General features: G+C 66.0%; 26 protein-coding genes and 1 tRNA gene. 22 read left to right on the forward strand and 5 right to left on the reverse strand.

Features of this window, described 5'->3' with window-relative positions; translation table 11 throughout:
• The first annotated feature begins 25 nt into the window (after positions 1-25).
• From pyrH to E7773_RS06220, 12 genes are all read left to right on the forward strand, one after another.
• Positions 26-745 carry a UMP kinase gene (pyrH, locus tag E7773_RS06165; RefSeq protein WP_293989498.1) on the forward strand — a complete coding sequence of 240 codons (720 nt, stop codon included), beginning with the start codon at positions 26-28 and terminating at the stop codon, positions 743-745.
• A gap of 19 nt (positions 746-764) precedes the next feature.
• Positions 765-1,322 carry a ribosome recycling factor gene (frr, locus tag E7773_RS06170; protein ID WP_293989499.1) on the forward strand — a complete coding sequence of 186 codons (558 nt, stop codon included), beginning with the start codon at positions 765-767 and terminating at the stop codon, positions 1,320-1,322.
• Between the two features lie 5 nt (positions 1,323-1,327).
• Positions 1,328-2,062, forward strand: a complete 735-nt coding sequence (locus E7773_RS06175; protein ID WP_293989998.1) for an isoprenyl transferase — start codon at positions 1,328-1,330, stop codon at positions 2,060-2,062.
• A 32-nt stretch (positions 2,063-2,094) separates the two neighbouring features.
• A complete protein-coding gene (locus E7773_RS06180; protein WP_293989999.1) occupies positions 2,095-2,868 on the forward strand; it encodes a phosphatidate cytidylyltransferase in 774 nt (257 codons plus the stop codon).
• A complete protein-coding gene (locus tag E7773_RS06185) occupies positions 2,868-4,025 on the forward strand; it encodes a 1-deoxy-D-xylulose-5-phosphate reductoisomerase (protein ID WP_293989501.1) in 1,158 nt (385 codons plus the stop codon). The genes E7773_RS06180 and E7773_RS06185 overlap by 1 nt, the downstream gene beginning before the upstream one ends.
• Positions 4,022-5,155 (forward strand): RIP metalloprotease RseP, encoded by a 1,134-nt coding sequence (rseP, locus tag E7773_RS06190; protein WP_293989502.1) that lies wholly within the window; start codon positions 4,022-4,024, stop codon positions 5,153-5,155. The genes E7773_RS06185 and rseP overlap by 4 nt, the downstream gene beginning before the upstream one ends.
• A 65-nt stretch (positions 5,156-5,220) precedes the next feature.
• Positions 5,221-7,926, forward strand: coding sequence for an outer membrane protein assembly factor BamA (gene bamA / locus E7773_RS06195; RefSeq protein ID WP_293989505.1), 2,706 nt, complete (start codon positions 5,221-5,223; stop codon positions 7,924-7,926).
• A complete protein-coding gene (locus tag E7773_RS06200; RefSeq protein ID WP_293989508.1) occupies positions 7,926-8,561 on the forward strand; it encodes an OmpH family outer membrane protein in 636 nt (211 codons plus the stop codon). The genes bamA and E7773_RS06200 overlap by 1 nt, the downstream gene beginning before the upstream one ends.
• Entirely contained in the window at positions 8,558-9,037 is a 480-nt protein-coding gene (gene fabZ, locus E7773_RS06205; RefSeq protein ID WP_293989510.1) for a 3-hydroxyacyl-ACP dehydratase FabZ, read from the forward strand. Before E7773_RS06200 ends, fabZ begins: the two co-directional genes overlap by 4 nt.
• Before the next feature lie 40 nt (positions 9,038-9,077).
• Positions 9,078-9,272 carry a hypothetical protein gene (locus tag E7773_RS06210; RefSeq protein ID WP_363129979.1) on the forward strand — a complete coding sequence of 65 codons (195 nt, stop codon included), beginning with the start codon at positions 9,078-9,080 and terminating at the stop codon, positions 9,270-9,272.
• A gap of 84 nt (positions 9,273-9,356) precedes the next feature.
• Positions 9,357-9,587: a 50S ribosomal protein L31 gene (rpmE, locus tag E7773_RS06215; RefSeq protein ID WP_293989512.1), complete on the forward strand. Its 231-nt coding sequence runs from the start codon at positions 9,357-9,359 to the stop codon at positions 9,585-9,587.
• Between the two features lie 107 nt (positions 9,588-9,694).
• Positions 9,695-10,027: a PilZ domain-containing protein gene (locus E7773_RS06220; RefSeq protein ID WP_293989514.1), complete on the forward strand. Its 333-nt coding sequence runs from the start codon at positions 9,695-9,697 to the stop codon at positions 10,025-10,027.
• Positions 10,028-10,188: 161 nt separating this feature from the next.
• On the opposite strand, the gene E7773_RS06225 is transcribed toward E7773_RS06220, so the two are convergent.
• A tRNA-Ser gene (locus tag E7773_RS06225) sits at positions 10,189-10,278 on the reverse strand.
• 95 nt (positions 10,279-10,373) lie between these two features.
• Here E7773_RS06225 and E7773_RS06230 point away from each other — a divergent pair.
• The 10 genes from E7773_RS06230 to mazG are packed head-to-tail and all read left to right on the forward strand — an operon-like array spanning position 10,374 to position 19,513.
• A complete protein-coding gene (locus E7773_RS06230) occupies positions 10,374-11,429 on the forward strand; it encodes a lytic murein transglycosylase (RefSeq protein WP_293989516.1) in 1,056 nt (351 codons plus the stop codon).
• The gene (locus E7773_RS06235; protein ID WP_293989518.1) at positions 11,413-12,255 is read left to right on the forward strand and encodes a septal ring lytic transglycosylase RlpA family protein; all 843 of its coding nucleotides are present in this window, start codon (positions 11,413-11,415) and stop codon (positions 12,253-12,255) included. Before E7773_RS06230 ends, E7773_RS06235 begins: the two co-directional genes overlap by 17 nt.
• Before the next feature lie 25 nt (positions 12,256-12,280).
• On the forward strand, positions 12,281-13,435 hold the full coding sequence (locus E7773_RS06240; RefSeq protein WP_293989520.1) for a D-alanyl-D-alanine carboxypeptidase family protein: 1,155 nt from the start codon (positions 12,281-12,283) through the stop codon (positions 13,433-13,435).
• Between the two features lies 1 nt (position 13,436).
• On the forward strand, positions 13,437-14,066 hold the full coding sequence (gene tmk / locus E7773_RS06245; protein WP_293989522.1) for a dTMP kinase: 630 nt from the start codon (positions 13,437-13,439) through the stop codon (positions 14,064-14,066).
• Entirely contained in the window at positions 14,063-15,025 is a 963-nt protein-coding gene (locus E7773_RS06250; protein ID WP_293989525.1) for a DNA polymerase III subunit delta', read from the forward strand. The genes tmk and E7773_RS06250 overlap by 4 nt, the downstream gene beginning before the upstream one ends.
• An 18-nt stretch (positions 15,026-15,043) precedes the next feature.
• Positions 15,044-16,564, forward strand: coding sequence for a methionine--tRNA ligase (gene metG, locus E7773_RS06255; RefSeq protein WP_293989528.1), 1,521 nt, complete (start codon positions 15,044-15,046; stop codon positions 16,562-16,564).
• Entirely contained in the window at positions 16,561-17,340 is a 780-nt protein-coding gene (locus E7773_RS06260; protein WP_293989531.1) for a TatD family hydrolase, read from the forward strand. Before metG ends, E7773_RS06260 begins: the two co-directional genes overlap by 4 nt.
• Positions 17,337-18,107 (forward strand): MBL fold metallo-hydrolase, encoded by a 771-nt coding sequence (locus E7773_RS06265; protein ID WP_293989534.1) that lies wholly within the window; start codon positions 17,337-17,339, stop codon positions 18,105-18,107. The genes E7773_RS06260 and E7773_RS06265 overlap by 4 nt, the downstream gene beginning before the upstream one ends.
• On the forward strand, positions 18,104-18,703 hold the full coding sequence (locus E7773_RS06270; RefSeq protein ID WP_293989537.1) for a TIGR02281 family clan AA aspartic protease: 600 nt from the start codon (positions 18,104-18,106) through the stop codon (positions 18,701-18,703). The genes E7773_RS06265 and E7773_RS06270 overlap by 4 nt, the downstream gene beginning before the upstream one ends.
• Positions 18,704-18,763: 60 nt before the next feature.
• Positions 18,764-19,513 (forward strand): nucleoside triphosphate pyrophosphohydrolase, encoded by a 750-nt coding sequence (gene mazG, locus E7773_RS06275; protein WP_293989540.1) that lies wholly within the window; start codon positions 18,764-18,766, stop codon positions 19,511-19,513.
• Here the strand turns inward: mazG and hflX are convergent.
• The 4 genes from hflX to E7773_RS06295 form a co-directional block, all read right to left on the reverse strand.
• Positions 19,510-20,796 carry a GTPase HflX gene (gene hflX, locus E7773_RS06280; protein WP_293989543.1) on the reverse strand — a complete coding sequence of 429 codons (1,287 nt, stop codon included), beginning with the start codon at positions 20,794-20,796 and terminating at the stop codon, positions 19,510-19,512. The genes mazG and hflX overlap by 4 nt on opposite strands.
• Positions 20,793-21,320, reverse strand: a complete 528-nt coding sequence (gene hfq / locus E7773_RS06285; protein ID WP_293990001.1) for an RNA chaperone Hfq — start codon at positions 21,318-21,320, stop codon at positions 20,793-20,795. The genes hflX and hfq overlap by 4 nt, the downstream gene beginning before the upstream one ends.
• A gap of 90 nt (positions 21,321-21,410) precedes the next feature.
• Positions 21,411-22,781 (reverse strand): sigma-54 dependent transcriptional regulator, encoded by a 1,371-nt coding sequence (locus E7773_RS06290; protein WP_293989546.1) that lies wholly within the window; start codon positions 22,779-22,781, stop codon positions 21,411-21,413.
• The gene (locus tag E7773_RS06295; RefSeq protein ID WP_293989549.1) at positions 22,778-24,997 is read right to left on the reverse strand and encodes an ATP-binding protein; all 2,220 of its coding nucleotides are present in this window, start codon (positions 24,995-24,997) and stop codon (positions 22,778-22,780) included. The genes E7773_RS06290 and E7773_RS06295 overlap by 4 nt, the downstream gene beginning before the upstream one ends.
• Positions 24,998-25,022: the final 25 nt, after the last annotated feature.

The raw sequence follows: 25,022 nt of genomic DNA on the forward strand, positions 1-25,022 counted from the left end.
CCGCTCCACGAACCGCCGAGAGACGATGACCAGCCCCGCCTACAAACGCATCCTCCTGAAACTGTCGGGCGAAGTCCTGATGGGTGAGGGCAAGCTCGCGATCGACCCCGCGGTGACGGCGCGCGTCGCGGGCGAGATCAAGGACGCGCGCGACGCCGGACACGAACTCTGCGTCGTGGTCGGCGGCGGTAACATCTTTCGCGGGCTGTCGGCGGCGGCCAAAGGCTTCGAGCGCGCGACCGCCGATTACATGGGCATGCTCGCGACCGTGATGAACGCGCTGGCGGTGCAGAATGCGCTCGAGCAGATCGGCGTCGAAACGCGCGTCCAGTCGGCGATCCCGATGGCGGCGGTGTGCGAGCCCTTCATTCGCCGCCGCGCGGAGCGGCATCTGGAAAAGGGCCGCGTCGTGATCTTCGCTGCGGGCGTGGGCTCGCCGTTCTTCACCACCGACAGCGGCGCCGCGCTGCGCGCTGCGGAAATGAAGTGCGATGCGCTGTTCAAGGGGACTTCGGTCGACGGCGTGTACGACGCCGACCCCAAGAGGAACCCGGACGCGAAGCGCTATGATACCGTGACTTATGACACGGTCCTCGCGGACAATCTGAAGGTGATGGACGCGAGTGCCATCGCGCTGTGCCGCGACAACAACATTCCGATCGTGGTGTTCAACATCCGCGAACCGGGCAACCTCGCCTCGGTGCTGCGCGGTGAGGGCGTCTCGACCGTCGTCACGAACGCATAAAAGAACAAGGAGAGCCGCCATGGCCGCATACGACAAGGCCGACCTGGAACGCCGGATGGCGGGCGCGACCGAGGCGCTGAAGCACGACCTCGCGGGCCTGCGCACCGGGCGTGCCTCGACCGCGTTGCTCGATCCGGTGACGGTCGAGGTTTACGGATCGCACATGCCGCTCAACCAAGTCGCGACGGTGTCGGCGCCCGAGCCGCGGATGCTGTCGGTGCAGGTGTGGGACAAGTCGAACATCGGGCCGGTCGAAAAGGCGATCCGTTCGGCTGGCCTCGGGCTCAACCCGATCAACGACGGCAACACGCTGCGGCTGCCGATCCCCGACCTGACCGAGGAGCGCCGCAAGGAACTGGCGAAGCTCGCCGGGCAGTACGCCGAAAAGGCGCGCGTCGCCGCGCGCAACGTGCGCCGCGACGGGATGGACAGCCTCAAGACCGACGAAAAGAAGGGCGTCTATTCCGAAGACGAGCGCAAGCGCCACGAGACCGAGGTGCAGAAGCTGACCGACAGCACGATCGCCGACATCGACGCCGCGGCGAACGCCAAGGAAAAGGAAATCCTGGGCCAGTGAAGCCCATGGCCGCCAGCGATACGGCGAACGCCGTCGCGGCGGCGGCGCTGCCGCGCCACGTCGCGATCATTATGGACGGCAACGGGCGCTGGGCGAAGAAGCGGCATCTGCCGCGGATCGCCGGACATCGGAAGGGCGTCGAGGCGGTCCGGACCGTCACGCGCGCCGCGCGCGCGTTGGGGATCGAGGCGCTGACGCTCTACGCCTTCTCGTCGGAGAATTGGCGGCGTCCGGAAGAGGAAGTCGGCGACCTGATGGGTTTGCTGCGCCACTTCATAAAGAGCGACTTGGCCGAACTGGTCAGCGAGAACGTCCGGCTTCGCGTGATCGGCGACTATCGCAAATTCTCCGCCGATACGGTGGCGATGATCGACGACGCGATGGCGCGCACGGCGGGCAACACCGGGCCGTTGCTGGTGATCGCGCTCAACTATGGATCGCAAGCCGAACTGGCGGCGGCGGCGCAGGAGCTCGCGCGGCGTGTTCGCGATGGCGAGATGGCGGCGGAAGCGATCGACACGGAGGCGATCGACGGCTTGCTCGAGACAAGCGACTTACCGCCGCTCGACCTGCTGATCCGCACCTCGGGCGAGCAACGCCTGTCCAATTTCCTGCTGTGGCAGGCGGCCTATGCCGAATTGCTGTTCGTCGACACGCTATGGCCCGATTTCAACGCGGAGACGCTGCAGGAAGCGATCGATGCGTTCGGACGGCGGCAGCGCCGTTTTGGAGGGTTGTGAGCGTTCCTTCCACGCAGAAGAAGCCGCCCGAACTGGTGACACGCATCGTGACCGCCGCCGGGCTGATCGCGGTGGCGCTGGTGGCGCTTTGGTACGGCGGGCTGGTCTTCTGGCTGGTCGCGGTGGCGCTCGGGCTCGTCATGGTCGCCGAATGGGCCGATCTCGTCGGTGCGTCGGCGGGACATAAGCGGCTGGCGCTGTATGCGCTTGTCGTCCCATTGGCGATCATGGCGCCGGTGCTCGCGGCAGGTCCGGGGTTTATCGCGGCCGGGCTGATCGGCGCGGCGTTCTTCTTCATCGGCGCGACCACGCGCAGCGCCTGGCTGGCGTGGGGGGCGGTCTATGTCGCGGTTCCCGTCTTCGCGCTGCTGCTGATCCGGCAGCAGAAGGATATCGGGCTGCTCTATACGGTCTGGACGCTGGCGCTGGTGTGGATGTGCGACATTGGGGCCTATTTCGCGGGCCGCGCGATCGGGGGGCCGAAGCTCGCGCCGATGCTCAGCCCCAACAAGACCTGGGCCGGACTGATCGGCGGGATGGTGGCGGCCAGCCTGTTCGCGGTGGCGCTGCATTATGGGTGGGGGCTGGGCAAAGCCGCGGTGCTGGCAACGCCGTTCCTCGCGGTCATCGCGCAGGGCGGCGATCTGTTCGAAAGCTGGCTCAAGCGCCGCGCGGGGGCGAAGGATAGCGGGACGTTGCTGCCCGGGCATGGCGGCGCGCTCGACCGGCTCGACGGCTTAGTACCGGTGGCACCTGTCGCGGCGTTGCTGGTCGTCGTTCTACCCAAGATTTTGTCGCTGTTCTGATGAAAAGCGTCGCCATCCTTGGCGCGACCGGGTCGGTCGGCACCTCGACGCTCGACCTGATCGAGCGCGCGCCCGGCGATTTCCGGATCAAGGCGCTGACCGCCAATTGCGATGTCGAGGGCCTCGCGGCGGCGGCCATCCGCACGGGAGCGGAGCTGGCGGTCGTAGCGGACGAGCGCTGCCTGCCTGCGCTGCAGAATGCATTGCGCGGTACCGATATCGGGGCGGCAGGCGGTACGCGGGCCGTGTGCGACGCGGCGCGGTCGGGCGCCGACGTCACGATGAGCGCGATCGTCGGTTGTGTCGGGCTGGCGCCGACGCTGGCGGCGATCGAGGGCGGCAAGACAGTCATCATCGCCAACAAGGAGCCGCTGGTGTCCGCAGGCGAGGTCGTCCTCGCCGCCGCTGCGGCGCACGGCGCGACGCTGCTCCCCGCCGATTCGGAGCACAATGCGATCTTTCAGTGCCTCGCGCCCGACCAGACCGACCGCGTCCGCCGGATCGTCCTGACCGCGAGCGGCGGCCCGTTCCGCGACTGGAGTCTCGACCAGATGCGCGGCGCGACGCCCGAACAGGCGGTCGCGCACCCCAATTGGTCGATGGGCGCGAAGATTTCGGTCGATTCGGCGACGCTGATGAACAAGGGACTCGAACTGATCGAGGCGGCGCGGCTGTTCCCGGTCGCGCCCTCCGCCATCGAGATCGTCGTCCACCCGCAATCGGTGATCCATTCGATGGTCGAATATGCGGACGGGTCGACGCTGGCGCAGCTCGGCCCGCCCGACATGCGCGTGCCGATCGCGCATTGCCTCGCCTGGCCCGACCGCATGGCAACGCCGATGGCGCCGCTCGACCTCGTCGCGGTCGGGCGCTTGGATTTCGAAGCACCCGACGAAACGCGCTTTCCCGCATTGGGACTGGCGCGGCGCGCGCTCGAGGCCGGCGGCGCGCGCCCGGCGATCCTCAACGCCGCCAACGAAGTCGCGGTGGCGGCGTTTCTCGATCGCCGGATCGGGTTCCTCGAAATTGCCGCAATCGTCGCCGATACGCTCGATCGCTACGATCCGGCGGCGCCGAGCACGCTGGATGACGTGTTGGCCATCGACGGCGAAGCGCGTAGCGTCGCGGGGGCGCGAGTAGAGGATTGCGTGAATTGATTCAAAGCCCCGGCCTTTTTCTGACCATAGTGGCGTTCGCTCTGATGCTCGGGCCGCTCGTGTTCTTCCACGAGCTCGGGCATTATTTCGTCGGGCGCTGGTTCGGGATCAAGGCGGACGTGTTCTCGATCGGCTTCGGGCGCGAGATCGCCGGCTGGACCGACAAGCGCGGGACGCGCTGGAAGCTCAGCGCGTTGCCGCTCGGCGGCTACGTCCGCTTCGCCGGCGACATGAGCCCCGCCGGGCTGAGCGATCCCGACTGGCTGGCGCTGCCGCCCGAGGAGCGCGCGAAGACTTTCCAGTCGAAGGCGGTATGGAAGCGCGCCTTAGTGGTACTCGCGGGGCCATTCGCCAATTTCCTGCTCGCGTTCCTGATCATCTTCGGCTTCACGCTGATCTACGGGCAGAGCACCACCACGACCCAGATCGGGTCGGTCCAGCCCAAGAGCGCCGCGGCGGCCGCCGGCCTGCAGCCCGGCGACCGCATCACCGCGCTCAACGGCCGCGAAATGGCCAGGTTCGAAGACCTCGTCTACTTCATCCGGATCCGTGCCGGGCAGAGTGTCCATGTCGATTTGGACCGTGGCGACCAGCATTTGTCACGCGATCTCGTGATCGGCACCGATCACCAGACCGATGAGTTCGGCAACAAGCAGGATGTCGGGCTGTTGGGCGTGGGACCCGCCGCCATCACGTTCGCTCCGGTCGGCGTGCTTGAAGCACCGGGCGTCGCGTTGCGCGGCATCGGCGATATGTTGACCATGACAGGTACGACGCTTGGCCAGCTGCTCACCGGGCAACGCTCGGTCAAGGATATGGCTGGCGTGGTCCGCATGGCGAAGGTTTCGGGCGAGCAGCTCAGCCTGGGCTGGGTTTCGTTCGTCAGCCTTGCCGTGCTCATCTCGATTAACTTGGGGTTCATCAACCTGTTGCCAGTCCCCATGCTCGATGGAGGGCATTTGCTGTTCTATGCGATCGAGGCGATACGGCGGCGTCCGGTAACCCCGGAGATTCAGGAATGGGCGTTCCGCGGCGGACTGGCGGCGATCCTGTTGCTGTTCATGGTCGTGACGTTCAACGATCTGAGCGCGGTGGGTTTGTGGAAGCATCTCGCCGGGTTGATCGGCTGACACGGTTAGGGCAGGGCGGGCGCGCCTGTTTTTACGCGACGGCAAATGTCTCCTGTTGGGGTGGAATGGTGAAGGTTATCAAGGTTACGAAGTTCGGAACGCGCCTCGCGACCATGCTGCTCGCCGGGACGATGCTGTCGGGTGTGTCCGTCGCCAACGCACAGACCGCTCCTGCGACGCCGGCTGCCGCGCCTCAAGCGGCACCGTTGCCCCCCGCCGTCGCGCCGACACGCGTGATCAAGTCGCTGCGCGTCGAAGGGTCGCAGCGGATCGAGCCCGAGACGGTGTTGTCCTACACCAAGCTGCGTACGGGTCAGGCCTACACCAACGAACTGCTGGATCAGGCGATCCGCGATCTCTACGCCAGCGACCTGTTCGCCGACGTGTCGATCGCCGGGGTCGAGACCGGCGACATCACGATCCGTGTCCGCGAGAACCCGATCATCAACCGCGTCCTGCTGGAGGGCAACAAGACCCTCAAGTCGGACAAGATCACCAAGGAAATCAAGCTCGCGCCGCGCCAGATCTTCACGCGCACCGCGGTGCGGCAGGACGTCGCGCGGATCATCGAACTGTACCGCCGCCAGGGCCGCTTCGCCGCGCGGATCGAGCCCAAGATGGTCAGCCTCGACCAGAACCGCGTCGATGTCGTGTTCGAGATCGACGAAGGCCCCAAGAGCAAGGTCCAGGCGATCAACATCATCGGCAATACCGTCTTCTCCGACGGCAAGTTGCGTGCGCAGATGGTGACGAAGCAGGCACGACTCACCCGCTTCTTCTCGTCCAACACGTCGTACGACCAGGACCGGCTGGCGTATGACCAGCAGAAGCTGCGCCAATTCTACCTGACGCAGGGCTACGCCGATTTCCGCGTCACGTCGGCGGTCGCCGAGCTGACCCCGGACAAGAAGAACTTCATCATCACCTATGTGGTGGAGGAAGGCCCGCGCTATAAGTTCGGCGACATTACCGTCGACAGCGATATTCGCGATTTCGACAATAACAAGCTCGCGCAGACCTTGCAGGTCAAGAAAGGCGAGTGGTTCGACGCCAAGAAGGTCGAGGATTCGGTCACCTCGCTGAACGAGGCGGCCGGTTTGTTCGGCTACGCCTTCACCGACGTCAGCCCGGACTATCAGCGCGATGCCGAAAACCTGACGATGGGGGTTAATTTCCACATCGCCGAAGCCAAGCGCACCTATGTCGAGCGGATCGACGTGACCGGCAACCGCAACACGCAGGACAAGGTGCTGCGCCGCGAAATCCGCCTGTCCGAAGGCGACGCGTTCAACAGTTTCCAGGTCAAGCGCTCGCAGGACCGGATCAACAGCCTCGGCTTCTTCCAGGAAAAGTTCGAGATCAAGCAGGATCCGGGCTCCGCGCCCGACCGCGTCGTGCTGACCGCGAACGTCGAGGAAAAGCCGACGGGCGAATTGTCGCTGTCGGCGGGCTATTCGAGCCTCGAACGGTTCATCGTCCAGGCCGGGATCACGCAGCGCAATTTCCGCGGAAAAGGTCAGGAGCTGCGCGCCAACGTCGACTATTCGATCTATTCGAAATCGGTATCGCTGGGCTTCACCGACCCCTATCTGTTCGACAAGAACATCGCGCTGGGCGTCGATATCTTCCGTCGCGACTATAATTCGTTCAACTATCTCGGCGACACGCGCCAGACGACCTATTCGCAGGTCTCGACCGGGTTCCAGGTGCGCGCCGGCGTGCCGCTGACCGAATATTGGTCGCTGTCCGGCCGCTATGGCCTGACCTACGACCAGGTCGGGCTCGACCAAGCGACCTATTTCACCAACGGCACCTGCAATGTCCTGGTCGCGGGGCGCTATCTTTGCGAGGCGATCGGCAATCGCGTCACGTCGCAAATCGGCTATTCATTGATCTACAGCAGCCTAAGGGGCGGCCTTCGCCCGACCGGTGGCGCGCGCTTGACGATCAGTCAGGACTTCGCCGGGCTGGGCGGCGACGTTCGCTATATCCGCTCGCGGATCGAGGCGGCCAAATACATGAACCTCGGCAAGGGCTTCATCTTCTCGATCAGCGCCGAGGGCGGATATATCAAGTCGCTCGAAAAGAGCCGCGGTCCGGGGATCGATCCGGTCCGGATCACCGACCGCTTCTATCTCGGCGAGCCGCAAATCCGCGGTTTCGATATCCGCGGCGTGGGCCCGCGCGTGCAGCGCATTGCCTATATCGACGATGCCAACGGCAAGCAGATCCTCCAGACCGACAAGGCGCAGATCATCGACGACGCGCTGGGCGGGCGGGCCTATTATCTCGTCCGTTTCGAACTCGAGCCGCCGCTGTCGGGCAGCGTGCGCGAGCTCGGGTTGCGTCCCTCGATCTTCATGGACGTCGGCGCGGTGTTCGGGGTCGAGCGCCCGCTGCCGACCGCGACCTTCCCGGTCGATCCGGTCACTGGGCGAGTATTGCCGCTGCCGCTCACCGATTCGTCGGGTCACAATTTGTACGGCTATGTCCTGCCCGACGGGACCAGCGGCCAGACGACATGCCCCACCGGCCTGCCCGACGGCAATGGCGGGTGCAACGGCGTCAATCCGAACGTCGCGCTGACCGGGACGCAGCCGTTTCTCGAACGCTTCCTGGGCGATTCGCCGAAGCCGCGCCTGTCGATCGGCTTCGGCGTGAACTGGAATTCGCCGTTCGGGCCGCTGCGCATCGATATCGCGAAGGCGCTCCTTCACCAGAAGGGCGACGACACCAAACTTGTTACTTTCAACGTAGGAACCCAATTCTGATGACCAAGAAGCTTATCGGCGCGGCAATCGCCGCGACCGCCATCACCGCGCCCGCCGTCGCGCTCGCGCAGACTGGCCCGGCCGTCCTCGTCGTCGACATCGATCGCGTCGGCTCCGAATGCAATGCGTGCAAGGTCGCCGCAGGCCAGTTCCAGACGATGGTAAACCAGGCGCAAGCCCGCGCGCAGCAGCTGCGCACCCAGTTGCAGACCGCCGGCGCGCCGCTTCAGACCGCGATCAACGCGCTCAACGGCAAGGCACCCGACGCCGCGCTGCAGGCGCGCATCACGGCGTTCCAGACGCAGGAGAACAACGCCAACACCGAGCTGACCAACAGCCAGCAGAACCTTCAGTCGATCCAGGCGAACATCAACCGCCAAATCCTCGAGAAGCTCGGTCCGATCACCGACGCGATCCTGAAGGCGCGCGGCGCGTCGATCGTGATGGCGCGCAATTCGACGCTGGCCAATGCCGATGCGGTCGACGTCTCGGCCGACGTGCTCGCCCAGATCAACGCGCAGCTGCCCTCGATCAGCGTGACCCCAATGCCGCAACCGGCCGGCACGGCCGCTCCGACGACCGGCCCTGTCGCGCCGGTGCCCGCGCCGACCACACCGCCGCGTCGCGGCCGGTGAGCGACGACGCCGCGGCAGCGACATCCATCGGCCCGCTTGATATCAAGCGGGTGATGGCGGCGCTGCCGCACCGTTACCCGATGCTGCTGGTCGACCGGGTCGAGGCGCTGATCCCCGACCGGTCAATCACCGCCATCAAGGCCGTGTCGATGAACGAGGAGTTCTTCCAGGGGCATTTCCCGGGAAGGCCGATCATGCCCGGCGTGCTTCAGGTCGAGGCGCTGGCACAGGCGGCGGGGGTGCTCGCGGTCGAGAGCCTTGGCCTCGCCGGGTCGGGCAAGCTGGTCTATTTCATGTCGATCGACGGCGTGAAGTTCCGCAAACCCGTCGAGCCCGGCGTCCTCCTCCGGCTCGAGGTCGAGTTCGTCCAGAAGCGCAGCCGCGTATGCAAGTTCGCCGGCAAGGCGATGCTGGGCGACGATGTCGCGACCGAATGCGAATTCACCGCGATGATCGCGGACCCGCCGAGCGACTGACATCGCAGGTTTCACGATCGACGCGCTGACCGTTTTCGGCTTGTGCGCGGTCGGTTTTACCGCGGTCTGCTACGCGCTAGAAAGCCGTGGCCCGATCTGGACGCTCGGTTTCGCCATCGGGAGCCTGCTCAGTTCGGTTTACGGCTTCCTGCAAGGCGCATGGCCGTTCGGCGTGGTCGAAATCGTCTGGACGGTCGTCGCGGTGCGCAAATGGTGGTTGCGCCGGGCCGCCTAGTGTTGCGCTGACGCCGCCCCTCTGCTAGGCGCGCGCCCTTCGCTGCCGGTCGGAAACCGGCGGCTCTCTTTCAAGGAATTCGACGTGAAGGCCGATACGCACCCCGATTACCACATGATCAAGGTCCAGATGACCGACGGCACCGTGTACGAGACTCGCTCCACCTGGGGCAAGGAAGGTGATACGATGACCCTCGAAATCGATCCGTTGTCGCACCCGGCGTGGACCGGTGGCCGCGGGCAAATGCTCGATTCGGGCGGCCAGGTCGCGCGCTTCAACAAGCGTTTCGGCGGGCTCAGCCTCACCAAGAAGTAATCGCCGCGCCATCGGCGCCGATCGAACGCCGCGTTCCCCAACCGGGAGCGCGGCGTTTTCGCGTTTCTTAACGTGCTGTTAGGCATCGCCCGCCTAGGTTTCCCGCCATGGAACCCCGGCAAACCGACATCCGCGCCGAATTCGAGCCCGCCGTGCTCGGCCGCCGCAAGAGCCCGCGCGCGCCGGTGTCGCTCGACGCGAAGTTTGGGCGCGGGGGACTCGACCGGACTTTGTGCCGCATCACCGATCTGTCGCGCGAGGGCGCGCGGATCAGCAGTTACTCGACGCTCAAGAAGGATTCGGTGATCTGGCTGACCTTGCCCGGAGTGGGGCAGGTGGCCGCTACGGTGCGCTGGGCGGACGATTTCCAGGCCGGGTGCCAGTTCAACGAGCCGATTGCCGAGGCACAGTTCGAGGCATTGCTCGCCGCTGGGCGGTAAGGCGTTCCCGTCACCCCGGACTTGATCCGGGGTTTCGCTCTTTCTTCATCCTGCTCGATCGCGCCGCGGCAAAGCCGCGTCGTCGGACGCCGCTGAGCGGCGCCGGCCGCGCTGGCGCGTGTGCGATTTAGCCGTCGCTAAATCGTTTCCGCGCTGCGCGGTGGCGGAGAGGGTGGGATTCGAACCCACGGTAGGCTTGCACCCACGGCGGTTTTCAAGACCGCTGCCTTAAACCACTCGGCCACCTCTCCCCATGCCAACGCGCTTAGGGGAAGGGCGGCGATTTGTGCAAGCCGTGCGACGAAGGGGGATTCACGCGGCGCTCTGACTGTGCGACGGTCGCCCGATGCGGGGTCGGGGACTTTTCAGTATCTTGGTAGCGGTGGCTGCATTGTCGGCCGCGTCTTGGCTGTCGGTCAGCGCCGCGCGCGCGCAGGACGACACAGGTTTCCAGGCCTATCTGCAGGATGTCCGCGCGCGCGCGATCGCGCAGGGCGTGCGCCCCGCGGCGGCCGACCAGGTGCTCGCCGGCCTGACCTTCAACCAGCGCGTGATCGACCTCGATCATGCCCAGCCGGGCGGCAACCCGGCCAATCCGACCAACACCGCCAGCCCGCCCTTCGCGCCGTATCTGCGCAGCCATGTCGATGCCGCGCGGATTTCGCAGGGCCGCGTCAAATACGTTGCCGAGCGCAGTCACCTCGCGCGGATCGAGGCGGAGACCGGCGTGCCCGAATCGATCATGGTCGCGATCTGGGGGCACGAGACCAGCTACGGCCGCGTGATGGGCAATTTCGACTTACCGCGCGCGATCGCGACGCTCGCCTATGACGGCCGCCGCCGGACTTTGTTCGAAGGCGAGCTGATCGCGATGATGAAGATGGTCGACCGCGGTGTGCCCCGCAGTCAGCTGGTCGGCAGCTGGGCTGGCGCGATGGGCGGGCCGCAGTTCCTGCCGTCGGTCTATCTTCGGCTCGCGCGCGACGGCGATGGCGATGGCCGCGCCGACATCTGGAACAGCGATGCCGACACACTCGCGTCGATCGGCAATTATTTCTACAACGCCGGGTGGCGGCGCGGGCAGCCGTGGGGGCTGGCGGTATCGTTACCGGCCGGGTTCGACCGCTCCGGGGTCACCAACAAGCTGATCTCGCCGCGCTGTCCGCGCGTGTTCGCGCGCCAGAGCGCGTGGCGCTCGATCGGCGAGTGGCGCGCGCTGGGGGTGCTGTCGCAGGGCAAGCCATGGCCCGCCGACAACGTGCAGGCGACAGTGATCGAGCCGGATGGGCCGGGCGCGACGGCGTATTTGCTGACCGGCAATTACCGGGTCATCCTCGATTACAATTGTTCGAATTATTATGCGTTGAGCGTGGGGCTGTTGGCGGATGCGGTGGAACAATAGGGCGCTGGCCGTCGCGGCGGCGCTGTGTGCGAGTGCGGGTGCAACGGCACAGGACGGGCCGCCGCCATCGGATGGGCCGAGCGCGACCTCCGACCGGTCGCCCGACCGCTACGACGAGGTCGGCTATGCCACATGGTACGGTCCGGAATATGCCGGCAGCCGGACCGCGTCGGGCGCGCCGTTCGACCCCAAGGCGTTCACCGCCGCGCATCGCAGCCTGCCGATGGGATCCTATGTCGAAGTAACGGCGCTCGACACCGGGCGCACCGTGCTGGTGCAGATCACCGACCGCGGGCCGTTCACCCCCGGCTTGCTGATCGACCTGTCGCAGGCCGCGGCGCAAGCGATCGGGGTGAAGAGCCGCGCGGCCGTGCGGGTCCGGCGAGTCGTGCCCGACCCCGCCGACCGGAACGCGCTGAAGAACGGCCAGCCCGCCTCACCGCGACTCGATACGCCGCCGGCGTTGCTCGCGGGGCTGCGGGCGAAGCTTAACGGCGAGCCCACGCTCGTCGTCACCCCGGTCGACACCACAACCGTGCCGTCGGTTGTGCTTCGTCCGCCCAGGTCGGCGCCTCGCGCACCCGTCGTCCCGGAGGCAACGCCAGTCGTGCCCGCCAAGGGCAGCTATTACGTCCAGGTCGCGACGCTGAGCAGCCGCGACCGCGCCGCCGCGCTCGCCAAGGCGCTCGGCGGCAGCGCGGGCCCGTTCAAGTCGCTGTGGCGAGTCCGCACCGGGCCGTTCGCCGATGCGAAATCGGCCGCACAAGCGCGTGACGCCGCCGCGGCGCGCGGCTATGGCGATGCGCGTGTCGTCCGCGAGGACTAATCTCAGTTACGGATCAGCGTTCCCCATGAAGAAGATTGCCGCTCTGCTCGCCGCCGCGTCGATGGCCGTTCCCGCCGCTGCCAATCCTCAGTTCGATACGCCCGCGCCGGTCGCCTATATGGTCGACCTGTCGTCGAACGCGGTGCTCTATTCGAAGGACGCCGACCGCCGCATGCCGCCGGCGAGCCTTGCCAAGATGATGACGGTCTATGTCGTGTTCGACATGATCAAGAGTGGCCAGTTGCGCGCCGACAAGCAGTTCACGATGAGTCCCGAGACCTGGAAGAAGTGGAATAACCAGGGCTCGACCATGTTCCTGAAGGTCAACGAGAGCGTCAGCGTCGACAATTTGCTCAAGGGCATCATCACGCTGTCGGGCAACGACGCCTGTGTCGTGATCGCGGAAGGGATTTCGGGCACCGAACAGGCGTTCACCGACCGGATGAACGACGAGGCGAAGAAGCTCGGCCTGACCAACAGCCATTTTGGAACGTCGAACGGCTGGCCCGACGGCGGCGTCACCTATGTCACCGCGCGCGACATGGAGAAGCTGGCCGAGGCGACGATTCGCAATTTCCCCGATCTCTACAAACGCTATTACGCGCTGCCCAATTTCACCTGGGGTACGCGGATGAACGGGTCGACGATCGACCAGGCAAACCGCGACCCGCTGCTCGGCAACGTCAACGGCGCGGATGGGCTCAAGACCGGGCACACCGACGAAGCCGGCTACAGCTTCGTCGGGTCGGCGATGCAGAACGGGCGGCGGCTGATCATGGTGATCGCGGGACTCGACAGCTTCGGCCACCGCAAGGAAGAATCGATCAAGTTCATCAACTGGGGCTTCGGCGCGTGGAGCGCGAAGCCGATCGTGGCAAAGGGCAGGCAAGTCTCGACCGCCGATGTCCAGCTCGGATCGTCGAGCAGCGTGGGGCTGGTCGCGGCCGACAACCTCGCCGTCACGGTGCCGTCGGGAAGCAACCCGGCGATGACCACCAGCGTCGTTTATGATGGGCCGCTCAAGGCGCCGATCAAGGCGGGCGACCACGTCGCCGACCTGATCGTCAAGACGCCGGGCATGCCCGACCAGAGCTTCCCGCTCGTTGCCGACAAGGATGTCGGCCAGGCCGGGTTCTTTGGGCGCGCCTGGGCCGGATTGATGCAGCTGTTCGGCGGCTGAGGTGAGCCGCGGGCGGTTCCTGTCGATCGAGGGTGGCGAAGGTGCCGGCAAGTCGACCCAGGTTCGCCGCCTCGCCGACACGCTCCGCACGCGCGGGATCGAGGTGATCGTCACGCGTGAGCCGGGCGGGAGCGACGGGGCGGAGGCGATCCGCGATCTGCTGATGCAGGGTGCGGTGAACCGATGGAGCGCGCATACCGAGGCGTTGCTATTCGCCGCTGCACGCGCGGATCACGTCGAAAAGGTGATCCAGCCGGCGATCGGTGTGGGTACCTGGGTGATTTCGGACCGCTATGTCGATTCGTCGCGCGCGTATCAGGGCGTGGCGGGCGGGATCGACGATGCCGCGGTGCTGGCATTGCACGGCTTCGGGTCGCGCGGCCTGCTGCCCGACCGAACCTTGGTGCTCGAAGTGCCGCCCGAGATCGGCGCGGATCGCGCGTCAGCGCGCGACGGGGCGGGGGCGGATCGGTTCGCGGCCCGCGAACGCGCGTTCCACGATGACGTCGCCGCGGCCTTCCGCCGCTTCGCCGAGGCCGACCCGGAGCGCGTGCGCTTGGTCGATGCGAGCGGGGATGCCGACACGGTCGCCGCGGCGCTGCTGGCCGAGATCGCTGATCTGCTGCCATGACGTCACTGTATGGTAACGCGCTAGCGAAACAGGCGTTTTCCGCCGCGCTCGAGGGCGGGTCGCTGCACCACGCCTGGTTGCTCGCCGGGCCCGAAGGCATTGGCAAGGCGAGCTTCGCGATGCTGGCGGTGCGGCGGATTCTGGCCGGCGCGGGGCAACCCGACGATTACGCGATCCCGCCGGGTGACCGCACCCAGCAGTTGATCGATGCCGGGTCGCATCCCGATTTCAAGAAGCTCGAACGCCTGCCGAAGGACGAGAAGAAACCCGAGCAGGGCCTCGCCCGCAGCATCACCGTCGCGCAGGTCCGTGCGATCGAGCCTTTCTTCTCGGTCAAGCCGACTTTCTCCGAGCGCCGCGTCGTGCTGATCGATTCGGCCGACGATCTCGAGCGCAACGGTGCCAACGCCTTGCTCAAGAATCTGGAAGAGCCGCCGGCGGGCACGGTGTTCCTGCTCGTCAGCCACGCGCCGGGGCGGTTGCTGCCGACGATCCGCTCGCGCTGCCGACTACTGCGGTTCGAGCCGCTCGATGATGCGGACATGCGCGCGGCGCTGACCCACGCCGGCGCGAAGGCGAGCGAGATCGACGAACTGGTGCGCGTGGGACAGGGGTCGCCCGCGCAGGCGCTGGCGATGGCTGGGCTCGATATCGCGGGTCTCGATAACGCGCTGACGCAGCTCGCCAAGGGGGATCCGTCGAACGCCGTCCGTTCCGAGCTGGCGAGCAAACTGTCGCTCAAGGCCGCGCAGCCGCGCTACGAAGCCTTCCTCGACCGCGCGCCGCGCTTCATCGCCGCCCAGGCGCGCGCGCGGAGCGGGGAAGCGCTGCGCGCCGCGCTCGACGCGCACGACGCCGCGCGTAATCTCGCCGCCAGCGCGCTCGGCCTGTCGCTCGACGCGCAGGGCACGGTGTTCGAAATGGGCGGGATCGTCGCCTCACTGGCGGAGCGACGCTGACTATTCTACGGGGAGGCCATGGCCGAACCCTATTACATCACCACTGCGATTTCGTACCCGAACGGCCGCCCGCATATCGGGCATGCGTATGAGGCGATCGCCGCCGATGCGATCGCGCGCTATCACCGCCAGGCGGGGCGCGACGTGCGCTTTCAGACCGGGACCGACGAGCACGGACTGAAGATGGTCCAGACCGCGCGCGACCGCGGCGTAGAAACGCGCGCGCTGGCCGACGAGATGTCGGGCTATTTCAAGGCGATGGATGATCGCCTCAACATTTCGTACGATCGTTTCATCCGCACGGTGGAGGACGGTCACCACGCCGCGAGCCGGGCGATCTGGGAGGCGATGGCGGCGGCTGGCGACCTCTATCTCGACCGCTACGAAGGCTGGTATTCGGTCCGCGACGAAGCGTTCTACGACGAGAAGGAACTGGTCGACGGGGGGGGGGGCAAGCTCTCCCCGCAAGGCACGCCGGTCGAATGGACCGCGGAGGAGACGTGGTTCTTCCGTCTCTCCAAATATCAGCAGCCGTTGCTCGACCATTATGCCGCCAATCCCGATTTCATCCGGCCTGAGGCGCGGCGCAACGAGATCCTGCGCTTCGTCGAGAGCGGGCTGAACGACTTGTCGGTGTCGCGCACCAGCTTCGACTGGGGGGTCAAGGTGCCCGGCAGCGAGGGGCACGTGATGTATGTGTGGGTGGATGCGCTGACCAACTATTTGACTGGGGTTGGTTATCCGGATGCGCTGAACGATTACTGGCCCGCCGACCTGCATTTGATCGGCAAGGATATCGTGCGTTTTCATGCTATTTACTGGCCAGCTTTCCTGATGAGCGCGAAGATCGCGTTGCCCAAACAGGTGTTCGGCCATGGCTTCCTGCTCAACCGCGGGGAGAAGATGTCGAAATCGGTCGGCAACGTCACCGATCCAATCGAGCTCGCCGACCGCTTCGGGGTCGATCCGCTGCGTTATTTCCTGCTGCGTGAGGTCAGTTTCGGGCAGGACGGGAGCTATTCGGAAGACGCGATCGTCACGCGCTGCAACGCCGACCTCGCCAACAATCTCGGCAATCTGGCGCAACGGTGCCTGTCGATCATCGCCAAGAACGGCGCGGCGGTGCCGGCGGCGGGCGAAGCGACGGCGGTCGAGGAAGCGCTGGTCGAGAGCGTGCGCGCGGCTGAGGCGGGGATGCACGCCGCCATGGGCGACCTCGCGATCCATACCGCTCTGGAAGCGATCTGGGGCGCGGCGCGCGATGCCAACCAATATTTCGCCGACCAAGCACCGTGGAGCGTGCGCAAGACCGATCCCGCGCGGGCGGATACGATCCTGTACTATGCCGCGGAGGCGGTGCGCCGCATCGCCATCATGGCGCGCTGGGCGATTCCGGAAAGCGCGGACAAGTTGCTCGATTTGCTCGGACAGGGGGCTGACGTACGCGACTTCGATGCACTCAACCGACCGATCGTGACCGGGACACTGCTGCCGGCGCCTAGCGGGGTCTTCCCGCGGCTTGAAATGGCCGCCGAATGAAGCTCGCCGACAGCCATTGTCACCTCAATTACAAGGGTCTGGCCGAGCAGCAGGCCGACGTGCTGGCGCGCGCGAGGGCGAGCGGCGTGGTGGCGATGCTCAACATCTCGACCCGCGAGCGCGAATGGGACGACGTGATCGCCGTCGCGGAGGCGCAGCCCGACGTGTGGGCGACCGTCGGCATCCACCCGCACGAGGCCGACCAGCATCCGGACGTCGACACCGCCAAGCTGGTCGAGCGCGCCCGGCACCCGCGCGTCGTCGGGATCGGCGAGTCGGGGCTCGATTTCTACTACGATCATTCCGATCGCGACCGTCAGCGCACTAGCTTTCGGTCGCATATCGCCGCGTGCCGCGACACCGGGCTGCCGATCGTCGTCCACACGCGCGACGCCGAGGACGACACGATCCAAATCCTGCGCGACGAAATGGGGAATGGGGCCTATTCGGGCGTCATCCACTGCTTCACCGCGAGTGGCGATTTCGCCGACAAGGCGCTGGATCTAGGCCTGTATATCTCGATTTCAGGGATCGTGACGTTCAAGAACGCGAAGGATCTGCAGGAAACTGCCGCGCGGTTGCCGCTCGACCGGCTGTTGATCGAAACCGACGCGCCTTTCCTTGCCCCCGTCCCGAACCGCGGCAAGACCGGCGAGCCGGCGTTCGTCGCCGACACATGCCGTTTCCTAGCAAACCTGCGCGGCGACGATCCCGAAGAGTTGGCGGAAACGACGCGCGCCAACTTCCACACATTGTTCGCCAAAACCACGGCATGAAGGTCCGCATTCTCGGCTGCGGAACGTCGTCGGGAGTGCCGCGGATCGGCAACGATTGGGGCGCCTGCGATCCAGGCAACCCGCGCAACCGGCGGATGCGAGCGTCGATCCTGATCGAGACCGCGACTACGCGCATCCTCGTCGATACCGGCCCGGACATGCGCGAACAATTGCTCACGGCCGGCGTCGATCGCGTCGATGCGGTGATCTGGACGCACGATCATGCCGACCACACCCACGGCATCGACGATCTGCGGCAGATTTATCACGCGATGCGAAAGCCGGTGCGGGGGCTCGCGCGGGCCTCGACCGCCGCCGTGCTCCGCGATCGTTTCGCCTACGTCTTCGAGGGGTTGGACGGTTATCCGCCGACGGTCGAGCTGGAGGAATTGCCCGACCGGCTGACGATCGGTGACATCGCGATCGGCGTCACCGATCAGCCGCACGGCACGATTGCATCGGCGGGATTACGGTTCGAAGCCGATGGCGGCACGATCGGATATGCCACCGATTTCAATGTGATGACTGTCGATATGTGTACGTTATATCAAGGGCTCGACACATGGATCGTCGACGTCCTGCGCCGCAAGCCGCACCCCAGTCATCCGCATCTCGCCGAAGCACTCCCGTGGATCGCGCAACTGGCGCCGCGCCGGACGCTGCTGACCCATCTCGACCAGTCGATGGACTATGCAACGTTGCTCGGCGAGCTCCCGCCGGGCGTCGAGCCGGGCTATGACGGGCTGGAAATCGAGGTGGGTACATGAGCGACGGTGGCAACGCGATCTTCTACGTGCTGCTGCTCGTGCTGCCGCTGTCGGCGCTGTTCGCGCGCCGGCTGCCGCTCGGGCGCGTGGCGGTGATGGCGCTGGCGTGGATCGGCATTTTCGCGACCGGGTTGCTTATCGTCGCGCTGGTCAACCGCAACGATTGGCTGGTGTCGGGCGCGCGCGAGCTGTTCTACGGCCGCGACCAGTCGGTGGTCGGCAGCGAAGTGCGCATCCCGATGGCCGATGACGGGCACTTCTACGCGCGCGCGACGATCAACGGCGTCGAGACCATGATGCTGGTCGACAGCGGCGCGACCGACACGGCCTTGTCCAGCGCTGCAGCGGTCGCCGCCAGCATCGAGGTTGATAAGTCCGCACCGCCAATGACCGTAATCACCGCCAACGGCACGGTTCAGGCGCACCCGGCGGTGGCGAAGTCGCTCAAGGTCGGCGGCATAACCGCGACCGATCTGAGCGTGGACGTTTCGCCCGAACTCGGTGAGATGAACCTGCTGGGAATGAACTTCCTGTCGAAGCTCGAATCGTGGCGGGTGGAGGGGAAGACGCTCGTACTCGTCCCCAACGCCAAATGAGTTTTACATAATGTATATTATCAATCTTGCATATGCTGTTGTCGGGAAGGCCCCTCTCTCGTGAATCACGCCGATATCGACCGCCTCGTCGCGATCATGGCACGGCTGCGTGATCCCGAGCGCGGTTGCGAATGGGATACGGCGCAGACCTTCGCGACGATCGCGCCATACACGATCGAGGAAGCCTATGAGGTCGCCGACGCGATCGATCGCATGGATATGGCCGATCTGAAGGACGAACTCGGCGACTTGCTGCTCCAGGTCGTGTTCCACGCGCGCATGGCCGAGGAAGCCGGCGACTTCGCGCTGGCCGACGTCGTGGCCGCGATTTGCGACAAGATGGAGCGCCGACACCCGCATATCTTCGGCGATGCGGCCGATGGCGGCCATCATCTGTGGGAACAGATCAAGGCCGACGAGCGCAACGCGAAGGGCGCCGAGAGCGCGCTGGATGGCGTGGCGATCGGGTTGCCGGCCCTGCTCCGCGCCGAAAAGCTTCAAAAGCGCGCGGCGCAGACGGGGTTCGATTGGCCCGACCCGAGCGGGGCGCGCGCGAAGATCGACGAGGAACTGACCGAGGTCGAAGCAGCCGCCACCGAGGCCGAGCGCGAGGAAGAGATCGGCGACCTGCTGTTCGCGATGGTCAATTGGGCGCGCAAGCTGGGAATCGATCCCGAAACCGCGTTGCGCGCTGCCAATGCGAAGTTTGAGCGGCGGTTTAAGGCGATGGAGAAGGCGGACCACCAATTCTCGTCCCGCGGCCTCGACGAGCAGGAAGCGCTGTGGCAGCGCGTGAAGGCCGGCGCCTAGCGCGTCTCGAACCGCTCGTAGTCGCGCGGCGCCATGCGTACGTCATAGATAGTCCGGTCACCGTCGATTACTTGGCTCAACACCTCGCCATGTTGGTACAGCCACGCCGCGCCGGCCCCATCGGCCGCATCGAGTGATATCGAATAGCGGCGATGACCGGCGGTAAGCTTGGCCGCCACCTGGTCGACCAGATCGTTGACCCCTTCCCCGCTTATCGCCGAAATCGCCACGACGTCGGCGCGGCGCGCCGCCTCTGTTAGCGCCGTCGAACGGGCGTCTCCGTCGAGCAAATCCAGCTTGTTCCACGCCTCGAACCGCGGCGTGGTGTCGGCGACGCCGATCTCGCGCAGCACGGTTTCGACATCGGCGCGCTGCGCCTCGCTGTCGGGGTGCGCGATGTCGCGGACGTGGATCAGCAGGTCGGCCGACACCACTTCCTCGAGCGTCGCCTTGAATGCCGCGACCAATTGCGTGGGAAGCTCGGATACGAACCCGACGGTGTCGGACAGGATCGCCTTGTCGATCCCCGGTAGCGACACCTGCCGCAGCGTCGGGTCGAGCGTCGCGAACAGAAGATCTTCCGCCATGACGTCAGCGCCTGTCAGGCGATTGAAAAGCGTCGATTTTCCGGCGTTGGTATAGCCGACGAGCGCGATGATCGGCCACGGCGCGCGCTGGCGCCGGTCGCGGTGGAGCCCGCGCGTGCGGCTCACCTGGTCGAGTTCCTTGCGCAGCCGCGCCATGCGGTCGCGGATCAGGCGGCGATCGGCCTCGATCTGCGTTTCGCCGGGGCCGCCGAGAAAGCCGAACCCGCCACGCTGGCGCTCGAGGTGAGTCCAACTCCGCACCAGCCGCCCAGCCTGATAATCGAGGTGCGCGAGTTCGACCTGCAACCGCCCCTCCGCGGTCGCGGCGCGCTCGCCGAAGATTTCGAGGATCAGTCCCGTGCGGTCGATCACCTTGGCCTCGAGCGCGGTCTCGAGGTTGCGTTGCTGGATCGGGGTCAGCGACGCATCGACCACGACCAGCCCCGCCTCCTCCATCCGCACCTGTGCGGCGAGTTGTTCGACCTGACCCGACCCGATCAGCGTGGCGGGCTTGGGCGTACGGACGCGGAACGCGATCTTTTCGACCACCTCGACCCCGATCGCCAGCGCCAGGCCAGCCGTCTCCGCCAGCCGAGCCTCGGCGTCGCGGCTCGCCTTGCCCTGATCGGGCAGCACGACGATCGCCCTCGCCCCACGGGCGAAGTCGTCGCGATCACGTTCGAAACCGGTGGTCAATCTTCGCCGTTATCCGTTGAATCCTCGGCCAAATTCAGCGGCCGCGCCGGCTGGATGGTGGAGACGGCGTGTTTGTAGACCAATTGCGCCATCCCTTCGCGTTCCAGCAACATGCAGAACAGATCGAACGAGGCAATGTGTCCCTGCAGCATGACGCCGTTGACCAGAAACATCGTCACGCTGTCTTCGGACTTGCGCACCGCGTTGAGGAAGATTTCCTGGAGCAGCGGCTGTTTCTTCTGCGCCTCCCCCACCGCATCGACGATCGCGGCGACGTCGATCGGGTTGGACGGCATGATCGTCGAGATGGCGTGTTTGTAGATCAGCTGGCTTTGCCCGTCACGGCGCAGCAGCACGCTGAAGTTGTCGAACCACGTGACGATGCCCTGCAGCTTGACGCCCTTGACGAGGAACATCGTCACCGGCGTCTTGGATTTGCGCAGTGCGTTGAGGAACAGGTCCTGCAGCGAGGTTTGCTTGTCGGCCATTATTCGGTCCTGGTCTTGGCGGGCCCTCCCCCGCAAGGCGCCGTTTTTCCGGCGTCTGAAGCGCGCGCCCACGCGGCCTGCGCGCCGCCAATGTATGGTAGCGCGGGGGTTACGTCCAGCGCGGACCTACTCCTCGCGGCTGTCGGTGATGCCGAGCAGCTTGAGCTTCCGGTGCAGCGCCGACCGCTCCATCCCGATGAAGGTCGCGGTGCGCGATATATTGCCCGAAAAACGCCGAATCTGGACGCGCAGATACTCGCGTTCGAAGGTCTCGCGCGCCTCGCGCAAGGGCGCGCCCATCATCGCGCTGGCCCCTGCCCCGTCGCCGTTCCCGCCAAGCACTTCGGCGGGCAGCAGGTCGACGTCGATCCGCCCGATCCGGTCGCCCGGCGCGAGGATGATCGTGCGCTCGACCACGTTGCGGAGCTGGCGGACGTTGCCCGGCCACTCATAGCTTTGCAGCGCCACCATGGCGTCGTTGGCGACTTCGGGGGTCGGCACGCGGCGTTCGTTGGCGTAATGCGCGACGAAATGCTCGACGAGCGACGGGATGTCCTCGCGCCGCTCGGTCAGCGGCGGGATCGCGACGGGGACGACGTTGAGGCGGTAGTAGAGGTCCTCGCGGAAGCGCCCCTCGGCGATTTCCTCGGTCAGGTCCCGCGCGGTCGCCGAGACGACGCGGACGTCGACCTTTACGGTGCGCTGGCCACCGACGCGGGTGAAACTCTGGTCGGTCAGCACGCGCAGGATGCGGCCCTGCGTCGCGATCGGCATGTCGGCGATCTCGTCGAGGAACAGCGTCCCGCCGTGCGCCTGTTCGAGCAGGCCGGTACGGACCAGGTCGCCGCCTTCCTCGATCCCGAACAATTCCTCCTCGACGCGTTCGGGGGTCATGCGCGCGGCGCTGACAATGACGAACGGGCCCTGCGCGCGCTGGCTCCAGCTGTGGAGCAGCCGCGCGGCGACTTCCTTGCCCACGCCGGCCGCGCCCATCACCAGCACGCGGCTGCCCGTGCCGGCGACCCGCTTCAGCGTCGCGCGGACGCCGTTGATCGCGCCCGAATTGCCCGTCAGGTCGGTGTCGCGGCCGGTCGCGGCGCGCAGCGATGCTACTTCCTGACGCAGCCGCTCGGTCTCGGTCGCGCGGCTCACCATCAGCAGCAGGCGGTCGGCATTGAACGGCTTTTCGATGAAGTCGACCGCGCCGCGCCGGATCGCGGCGACCGCGGTGTCGATGTTGCCGTGACCCGAGATTACCAGCACCGGGATCGACGAATCGCGCCGCTTGATCTCGTCGAGCAGGTCGAGCCCGTCGAGCCGCGACCCTTGCAGCCAGACGTCGAGCAGCACGAGGCTCGGGCGCCGCGCCGAGATTGCCTCGAGCGCGGCATCGCTGTCGGCGGCGGCGCGGGTCTCGTACCCCTCGTCCTGGAGCACCCCAGCGACCAGTTCGCGGATGTCGCGTTCGTCGTCGACGACGAGGATGTCGAGGCTCATGATTTAGTCCTGGTCAGCATGGCGAGACCCCCCTCGCTCTGGTTTGTCGTCGTTGGTTCCCCACCCTCATCGAGCAACGCGTCGAGCGCCGCCGTGTCGAACGCGATCGTGACGACCGTACCGCCGCCCGGGCGGTCGGCGAAGGCGATCGTGCCGCAATGTTCCTCGATGATCTTCTTGACGATCGCGAGGCCGAGGCCGGTGCCGCGCGCGCGCGTGGTCATGTACGGCTCGGCGATGCGGTCGCGCTCAAGCGGCAGGCCAATGCCATCGTCGGCGATCGTCACATTCGTCTGATGCTCGCCCGGTGTCAGCGTCACGATAACCTCGCCCGCCAACCCCTCGCCGCGCGCCTCGATCGCCTCGACCGCGTTCTTGACGATGTTGGTCAGCGCCTGCCCGATCTGGCGGCGGTCACACACCAAGGGCACCACGTCGGGCGCGTCGAGCGAGAATCGGATCGCCGGATGCGCGACCTCGTGTAGGAAGAGCGCCTGACGCGCGAGGTCGATCAGCGATTCCTCGTGGAACACCGGCTTGGGCATCCGTGCGAACGACGAAAATTCGTCGACCATCCGGCGCAAGTCGCCGACCTGGCGGACGATCGTGTCGGTCAGTTGCCCGAAGATCGTGTCGCCCGCCTCGACCGTCTTGCCGTAACGCCGCTGGAGACGCTCCGCGGCCAGCTGGATCGGCGTCAGCGGGTTCTTGATCTCGTGCGCGATCCGCCGCGCGACGTCGGACCAGGCGGCGCGGCGCTGATCGAGCAATTGCTGGGTGATGTCGTCGAAGGTCAGTACGCGGCCGTCATTGTCGGCGGTGATGCGCACCGCGAGCGTTCGCTTCTCCCCGCCCGCCGTCAGCTCGACGATCGACTCTCGCGTTTCCGCACCAAGCGTCTCGGCCAATTCGGGCGCGATTGTCGTCACCGGCGCGCCGACCGCGTCGCCCGCGTCGACGCGCAGCAACTCGGCGGCCGAAGCATTCATCAGCCGGATCGTCCCGTCGCTCGCTACCGAAATGACGCCCGCGCTGACCCCGGTCATCACCGCCTCGATCAGCGCGCGGCGGCGTTCCAGCGCCCCGGTCTGCTCTTCCAGCCGCCCGGTCATCGCGTTGAACGCATTGGCGAGCGTACCGACCTCGTCGTCGGTGCGCGGATCGGGCACGCGCGCGGTCAGGTCGCCGTCGGCGACGCGCCGCGCCGCGCCGACCAACTCGTTGACTGGCCGCACGAGGCGGTCGGCAACGACCAGGGCGATCCACACGGCGATCGCGATGATCAGCAACGATATGGCCAGCAATGCGGCATTGAACTGGAGCTGGATGGCGCGGGAACGCGCGCGCAGCCCATTGTAATCGGCGACGGTCTGGTTGGCGATAGTCAGGCGCTGCGCCATCTCCGCTGCGCCGCCCTCTCGCGTCGAATAAAGCAACATCGTGGTGCCGGGAATCGGAGTTAGCGAATAGGTTCGCTTGCTGTTGGTGCCACGCACCGGCAGTCCGGCGGCAATCTTCTTGATGTCTTCCGGCAGAATCCTGTCTTCGAACGAATCCGAATTGAGCACGCGATCGCGGAAAACGATCTTGCCATCAGCGTCGACCGAAAAGATCAGGGAATTGGATAGGCTGCGGCCAAGCACATCCCGCGCATAGGTGTCGTGGAATTCCGGACTACCGACTGTCCACTTGAGATCGAAAACCATCTTATGAACGTCGTTCGCCATGGCGACATTTTCGCGGTCGACATAGCTGAGCAGCTCATCGTACGACGCCTCGGCGAGCGTCTTGCTATTGTCGATGACGCTGCGCATCCGGCCCGACGACCAGAAATCGGCGCCGTATTGAAACAGCAATGAGGCGATGACCGCCAGCAAGACGGTAGGAACGCTGGCCAGGATCGAGAAAATCGCGACCAGGCGAACGTGGAGCTGAGCGCGCCCGCCGGCTTCGGATCGCGCTGCCCGCTGTTTGGCCAGCCGGCGACCGAACAGCACGATCAGGCTGCCACAACACGCCAGATTGGCCACAAGCAGGCCGGCGACGAGTGGAGGCGTCAACAGTTGCTGAGGCGCCTGACCGCTGCGGATAATTAAATAGGTTGCGACCGCGACGGCAATCGCCAGCGCGAGCAAACCAAGCTCGATCGCCGGGCTGATCGTCGGCCGCCGATCCCAGAAACGCGGGGTCTCGGCGCGGGTCGCCTCACCATTCATCGTTGCAGGATTACAACGCCATTGT

It is taken from the genome of Sphingomonas sp. (assembly GCF_004799495.1).
In the GTDB taxonomy this organism is placed as follows: Bacteria; Pseudomonadota; Alphaproteobacteria; order Sphingomonadales; family Sphingomonadaceae; genus Sphingomonas.

Bases quoted from the DNA above. Each gene is read 5' to 3' on its own strand.
- pyrH (WP_293989498.1), top strand. From the start codon at position 26: ATGACCAGCCCCGCCTACAAACGCATCCTCCTGAAACTGTCGGGCGAA.
- frr (WP_293989499.1), top strand. From the start codon at position 765: ATGGCCGCATACGACAAGGCCGACCTGGAACGCCGGATGGCGGGCGCG.
- E7773_RS06175 (WP_293989998.1), top strand. From the start codon at position 1,328: ATGGCCGCCAGCGATACGGCGAACGCCGTCGCGGCGGCGGCGCTGCCG.
- E7773_RS06185 (WP_293989501.1), top strand. From the start codon at position 2,868: ATGAAAAGCGTCGCCATCCTTGGCGCGACCGGGTCGGTCGGCACCTCG.
- bamA (WP_293989505.1), top strand. From the start codon at position 5,221: ATGGTGAAGGTTATCAAGGTTACGAAGTTCGGAACGCGCCTCGCGACC.
- E7773_RS06200 (WP_293989508.1), top strand. From the start codon at position 7,926: ATGACCAAGAAGCTTATCGGCGCGGCAATCGCCGCGACCGCCATCACC.
- E7773_RS06220 (WP_293989514.1), top strand. From the start codon at position 9,695: ATGGAACCCCGGCAAACCGACATCCGCGCCGAATTCGAGCCCGCCGTG.
- E7773_RS06230 (WP_293989516.1), top strand. From the start codon at position 10,374: ATGCGGGGTCGGGGACTTTTCAGTATCTTGGTAGCGGTGGCTGCATTG.
- E7773_RS06235 (WP_293989518.1), top strand. From the start codon at position 11,413: ATGCGGTGGAACAATAGGGCGCTGGCCGTCGCGGCGGCGCTGTGTGCG.
- E7773_RS06240 (WP_293989520.1), top strand. From the start codon at position 12,281: ATGAAGAAGATTGCCGCTCTGCTCGCCGCCGCGTCGATGGCCGTTCCC.
- E7773_RS06250 (WP_293989525.1), top strand. From the start codon at position 14,063: ATGACGTCACTGTATGGTAACGCGCTAGCGAAACAGGCGTTTTCCGCC.
- metG (WP_293989528.1), top strand. From the start codon at position 15,044: ATGGCCGAACCCTATTACATCACCACTGCGATTTCGTACCCGAACGGC.
- E7773_RS06260 (WP_293989531.1), top strand. From the start codon at position 16,561: ATGAAGCTCGCCGACAGCCATTGTCACCTCAATTACAAGGGTCTGGCC.
- E7773_RS06265 (WP_293989534.1), top strand. From the start codon at position 17,337: ATGAAGGTCCGCATTCTCGGCTGCGGAACGTCGTCGGGAGTGCCGCGG.
- E7773_RS06270 (WP_293989537.1), top strand. From the start codon at position 18,104: ATGAGCGACGGTGGCAACGCGATCTTCTACGTGCTGCTGCTCGTGCTG.
- E7773_RS06290 (WP_293989546.1), bottom strand. From the start codon at position 22,781: ATGAGCCTCGACATCCTCGTCGTCGACGACGAACGCGACATCCGCGAA.
- E7773_RS06295 (WP_293989549.1), bottom strand. From the start codon at position 24,997: ATGAATGGTGAGGCGACCCGCGCCGAGACCCCGCGTTTCTGGGATCGG.